Origin of the sequence: Kitasatospora sp. MBT63, assembly GCF_000710465.2 — a bacterium.
In the GTDB taxonomy this organism is placed as follows: Bacteria; Actinomycetota; Actinomycetes; order Streptomycetales; family Streptomycetaceae; genus Kitasatospora.
This window is the reverse complement of record NZ_JAIZ01000708.1, coordinates 1-1,851: the sequence shown is the minus strand read 5'-3', so window position 1 is coordinate 1,851 and position 1,851 is coordinate 1. Positions and strand designations below refer to the sequence as shown.

The following is a 1,851-nucleotide window of genomic DNA, read 5'->3' as shown; positions in this document are numbered from 1 at the left end:
AACCGGTCGCCCCGCCGCCGTACCAGGCGGGCCGGCCGCCGCAGAGCCAGCAGAACCAGCAGCAGCGCCAGCCGCAGGGCTACCAGGGGCACCCCGGGTACCAGGACCAGCAGCAGGCGTACCAGGGCCAGCAGGGCCGGCCGCAGCAGGCCTACCCGCCGCCCGCCGCCCCGCAGCGCCGCGCGGAGCCGTCGGCCCCGCAGCACCGCGAGCCCCAGCCGCCGCGCCGCCAGGAGCCCCAGCGGCCGCCGCAGCGCGAGCCGGAGCCCCCGCGTGAGCGGGAGCCGCGCCGCCGCAGCCGCAACAAGATGTACATCCCCGGCCTCGGCTGCCTGAAGGGCTGCCTGATGGTGCTGCTGATCCTCGCGCTGGCCGCGGTCGCGCTGTGGAACTTCACGCCGCTGCCGGAGTACTGGCAGAACGTGCAGGACTGGTTCGCCAGCGCCCGGGACTGGTTCAACAGCCTCGGCAAGTAGCCCGGGCCGGCCTCCGGGCACGGTTTTGGCGCCTTGTCGACAATTCGCAATATTTCTCGCCCGTCAGTACCCGGCAGGAGCCCTTCGACGGCCCTCGGAGGGCGCCGGGGCGCGTAGGTTGTTCGCTGAGCACCGACCTACCGAGCCCACGGAGCAGCATTGGCACGCAAGATCGGCAGCCGGTACACCGTCCACCAGGTGATCGGCCGGGGCTCCGCCGGGACCGTGTGGCTCGGCGAAGGCCCGGACGGACCGGTGGCGGTGAAGCTGCTGCGCGAGGACCTGGCATCCGACCAGGTGCTGGTCGGCCGCTTCGTCCAGGAGCGGTCCGCGCTGACCGGCCTCGACCACCCCCGGGTGGTCGGCGTCCACGACATGGTGGTGGACGGCGACGACCTCGCCCTGGTGATGGAGCTGGTCCAGGGCACCGACCTGCGCACCCGGCTGGAGCACGACGGCGTCCTCCCCCCGGCCGTCGCCGCCTCGGTGATCGCGGACGTCGCCGACGGGCTGGCCGCCGCGCACGCGGCGGGCATCGTGCACCGCGACGTCAAGCCCGAGAACGTGCTGCTCGACCTGGCCGCCCCGCCCGGCCCGGCCGGCGCCCCCCGGGCCAAGCTCACCGACTTCGGCATCGCCCGCCTGGTCGACGCCCCGCGCCGGACCAGGGCCACCCGGATCATCGGCACCCCCGACTACCTCGCCCCCGAGATCATCGAGGGCCTGGAGCCGCGCGCCGCGGTCGACATCTACGCCCTGGCCACCGTCTTCTACGAGCTGCTGGCCGGCACCACGCCCTTCGGCGGCGGACACACCGGCGCCGTGCTGCGCCGCCACGTCACCGAGAACGTGCCGCCGGTCCCCGGGATGCCGGACGGCCTGTGGCGGATCATCTCCGAGTGCCTGGCCAAGGCCCCGGCCTCCCGGCTGCGCGCCGCCGAGCTGGCCACCCGCCTGCGCGAGCAGCTGCCCGCGCTGACCGGCGTGCCGCCGCTGGCCGTCCCGGCCCAGGGCCGCCCGCCCGCCGAGGAGCTGCCCACCCCGGCCGAGGCGGTGTACGCGGAGAGCGACACCGGTGGTGGCGGCACCCACCGCCGCCGGCGCGGACCGGCCGTCCCGCTGGTGCCCGCGCCCTCCCCGGACTCCACCCGCGACACCCACACCAGCCTGCGCCGCCCCAGCCCCCAGGAGCTGGCCGCGTACGCCGCCGAGTCCCGGGCCCAGCGAGCCGCCCCCGCGGCCGGGCACCGCAAGGGCCGCCAGGCGCTGATCCGGCGGCGCCGGATGCTGGCCGTGGTGGTGGCCGTGGTCCTGCTGCTGGCGGGCGCCGCGGCCGCGTTCACGGCCTTCGCCGCCGAACCCGCGCACGGCCCGT

Annotated in this window: 1 protein-coding gene and 1 pseudogene; both read left to right on the top strand. The window is 76.4% G+C overall.

The window, feature by feature from the left end; genetic code table 11:
• Window positions 1-476, top strand: a pseudogene (locus AA75_RS50265) (serine/threonine protein kinase); the annotation flags it as partial.
• Window positions 477-635: 159 nt separating this feature from the next.
• Window positions 636-1,851, top strand: a 1,216-nt coding sequence (locus tag AA75_RS37010; protein WP_033824809.1) for a serine/threonine-protein kinase, incomplete at its 3' end; no start/stop codon positions are given.